Annotated in this window: 5 protein-coding genes; 3 read left to right on the top strand and 2 right to left on the bottom strand. The window is 60.0% G+C overall.

Annotated elements, in window-relative coordinates:
- Positions 1 to 248: 248 nt before the first annotated feature.
- Positions 249 to 653, bottom strand: coding sequence for a host attachment protein (locus tag EN738_RS32785; RefSeq protein ID WP_127287182.1), 405 nt, complete (start codon positions 651 to 653; stop codon positions 249 to 251).
- Between the two features lie 138 nt (positions 654 to 791).
- Positions 792 to 1,088 carry a metalloregulator ArsR/SmtB family transcription factor gene (locus EN738_RS32780; RefSeq protein ID WP_127287183.1) on the bottom strand — a complete coding sequence of 99 codons (297 nt, stop codon included), beginning with the start codon at positions 1,086 to 1,088 and terminating at the stop codon, positions 792 to 794.
- Positions 1,089 to 1,256: 168 nt separating this feature from the next.
- Here EN738_RS32780 and EN738_RS32775 point away from each other — a divergent pair, with 168 nt between their 5' ends.
- From EN738_RS32775 to EN738_RS32765, 3 genes are all read left to right on the top strand, one after another.
- Positions 1,257 to 2,549: an FAD/NAD(P)-binding oxidoreductase gene (locus tag EN738_RS32775; RefSeq protein WP_127287181.1), complete on the top strand. Its 1,293-nt coding sequence runs from the start codon at positions 1,257 to 1,259 to the stop codon at positions 2,547 to 2,549.
- Between the two features lie 25 nt (positions 2,550 to 2,574).
- Positions 2,575 to 2,778, top strand: a complete 204-nt coding sequence (locus EN738_RS32770; protein ID WP_127287180.1) for a DUF2892 domain-containing protein — start codon at positions 2,575 to 2,577, stop codon at positions 2,776 to 2,778.
- An 83-nt stretch (positions 2,779 to 2,861) separates the two neighbouring features.
- The coding region (locus EN738_RS32765) for a biotin/lipoyl-binding protein (RefSeq protein ID WP_127287179.1) at positions 2,862 to 3,190 on the top strand (329 nt) is incomplete at its 3' end.

The raw sequence follows: 3,190 nt of genomic DNA, 5'->3' as shown, positions 1-3,190 counted from the left end.
GTCCCCGATCATTTCATGAAGGGTATGTGGGCAACCATCAAGGTTCAGTAAGGGTGCCCCCAGCGCGCCCCTGCCATAGGTTGTGGCGTGCTCGGCAGAACCCGCGAGCGCATCAATACGCCGAGTGGAACGACAGCGTTTTCTCGAACAGCCATGGCGAACGTCCTATCGCTCCGACACGAGACATTGGACACAGCGATCTATATGGAGATCACTATGCCAATCGCTGCGGTGCAGAATGCGTTTGATCAGGCAATCTCTATGGCACCTTCGATCGACAGGACGGAATGCTTGACAAAGTCCTTGGTGATCTCGCCGACCAGTTTGGCGCTCAACGAGGGCTGATAGTGCCTTCGCAGCTCTCCAAGCGTGCGCGGGTCGGCGATGATCAAAACATGCTCACAGTAATCTTCATGCGACTGCTCATTGAGATAAGCGGCGACCGATCCCGCAAAGTCGTCCTCACGCAGCCGAGACTCGTCCGGATTGGCGGTTGAGCTGCGATGCCTCCCGCCGGATCCTGCGCGGGCCATTTCAAGGATGGGATCCTCGATTTCGATAAGCTCGATATGAGGTTCATGCCCCTTATTATGAAACAGTCGCAGGATCTCGCCGTCAGTTACCGCCACGAGAGTGCCGTTGTTCAGGATCATGTGTTTCTCCGACGCTGGATCAGCCGAGCGCTGTAGGGGGCCGTGTCCGATCTTTTCGTTTTGCTATTGGCAGGCAGGTAATGCCGGTTCGACCTGCATCGCATTGACCTTAGTCAAGCCCAAGCGGGATGCGCCGAGTCAACTCGGGCAGAAGGCGGAATGCAGCGCCTCGATCACCGTGAGCACCTCCGGCCTCGTGATGCGGTAGTAGACCGTCGTGCCGTCCCGGCGCGCCTCGACCAAACCATCGGCCCGCAGCCGCATAAGCTGTTGCGACATAGGCACCTGGTCGATGTCGAGCAGCTCTCGCAACTCGGCCACCGAGCGCTCCTCATTTCCGAGGGCGCATAGCACGAGCAAACGCTGTGGATGGGACAGGCTCCGGAGCAGTTCCGCCGCCCTGCCTGAGGCCGGGATCAAATCTGATACATTCATAATCTTGAATTTATTATCTTTGAATGTTACATGCAAGCTTGCCAATCGGGTTGGCCGACGCCGTACCTTACAATTGCGCCGCGCCGTTTGGAAATTGAGCCCGATCAACGAAGAACGCGACTTTCACCCGCAGGATGCTTCGAAGATCGAACCAACGGGAGGATCATCATGTCCCACATCGTCGTCCTCGGAGCAGGTCTCGGCGGCACGATCATGGCATACGAAATACGCGACAAGCTGCGCCGAGCGGATCGGCTGACCGTGGTCACGCTCGGCACGTCCTATTCCTTTGTACCTTCAAATCCCTGGGTGGCCGTAGGATGGCGGGAGCGCAATGATGTCACTGTCGATCTGGCGGATACCTTCAAGCGGCGCGGCATCGCGCTGCGTCCCGAAGGCGCAAAGAAGGTGCATCCGAAGGAAAACCGCGTCGAACTCAACGACGGCACCTTCGTCGACTACGACTATCTGATCATCGCGACCGGTCCCGATCTTGCCTTCGACGAGGTGCCGGGTCTCGGACCTGCCGGACATACCCAATCCATCTGCCACATCGACCATGCCGTCGCCACGCGGGCGAAATTCGACGAACTGGTTCGCAAGCCCGGTCCAGTCGTCGTGGGCGCGGTTCAGGGCGCGTCCTGCTACGGCCCGGCCTATGAATTCGCCTTCATCCTCGACACAGCGTTGCGCAAGGCCAGGGTACGCGACCGCATCCCGATGACCTTCGTGACGCCGGAACCCTATATCGGCCATCTCGGTCTCGACGGGGTCGGCGACACCAAGGGCCTGCTCGAAAGCGCCATGCGGGATCGCCACATCAAGTGGATCACCAACGCCAAGGTGGCTTCGGTCGACGCCGACATGATGCACGTCGAGGAAGTCGACGAGGACGGGACGACCAAAGCCAAGCGCGACCTGCCCTTCGCCTTCTCGATGATGCTGCCTGCCTTCCGTGGCGTTCCGGCGCTGATGGGGACCGAGGACCTTGTCAATCCGCGCGGCTTCGTCACCATCGACAAGCACCAGCGCAACCAGACCCATCCCAACGTCTTCGCGATCGGAGTCTGCGTGGCCATTCCGCCGGTCGGCAAGACGCCGCTTCCCGTCGGCGTTCCCAAGACCGGCTTCATGATCGAATCCATGGTCACGGCCACCGCCGAGAACATCGGCGCGCTGCTACGCGGCCAGGAACCGAGGGCCGTCGCGACGTGGAACGCGATCTGCCTCGCCGATTTCGGCGATGAAGGTATAGCCTTTGTCGCGCAGCCGCAGATCCCTCCCCGCAACGTCAACTGGTCCTCGCAAGGCAAATGGGTCCATGCGGCGAAAGTGGGGTTCGAGAAATACTTCCTTCACAAGGTGCGGCAGGGAAAGAGCGAAACCTTCTACGAGGGGCTGGCGCTCGACGTCCTGGGCATCAAGAAACTCAAGGCCATCCACATCGAGCCGGCCGAATAGGCACGGCGTTCAGGAGACAAGAATTATGACGATAGACAAGGCAGTTCTCATGTTTGCGGGCTTCGTAGTGCTGATATCGCTCACGCTCGGCATCTACTATTCGCCTTACTGGTTCCTGCTGACGGCATTCGCCGGGCTCAACATGATGCAGGCCTCGGTCACGGGCTTCTGCCCGGCAGCGATGATCTTCAAGAAGCTCGGCTGCAAGCCGGGTGCAGCGTTCGAATAAGGGCACGTCATCGAGCAAGGGCCGCTAAGCCGGGAGGCGGCTCCGTCGCCTCCATATCCATTTCAACCGACTGAGATTAGCCAATGAAACCACTGCATTCGGCCCTGGCGTACATTCTTCTGGTCGGCGCCGCCGGCCTTTTTGCGATCGCTACACACGCCGCCGAATTCATCGTCAAGTCCACGACCATCACCGAGATGAAGGCCGTGTATGGACAGGTGGAGAGCCGCACCATCCTGCCGGCCAGGGCAAGGATTTCGGGAACCGTCGCGTCCGTTCACGTCTCGGAGGGCGCCCAGGTGGGCAAGGGCGACGTGGTCGCCACGGTCGTCGACGACAAGCTCGCCTTGCAGCTCAGAGCCGCCGACGCCAAAATCGCGGCCCTGAATTCGCAACTCGACAGTGCCCGCAC

Source organism: Mesorhizobium sp. M4B.F.Ca.ET.017.02.2.1 (genome assembly GCF_003998955.1).
Classification (GTDB): domain Bacteria; phylum Pseudomonadota; class Alphaproteobacteria; order Rhizobiales; family Rhizobiaceae; genus Mesorhizobium; species Mesorhizobium abyssinicae.
The sequence above is the reverse complement of the archived record's forward strand: the minus strand, read 5'-3'. Positions and strand labels throughout refer to the sequence as shown.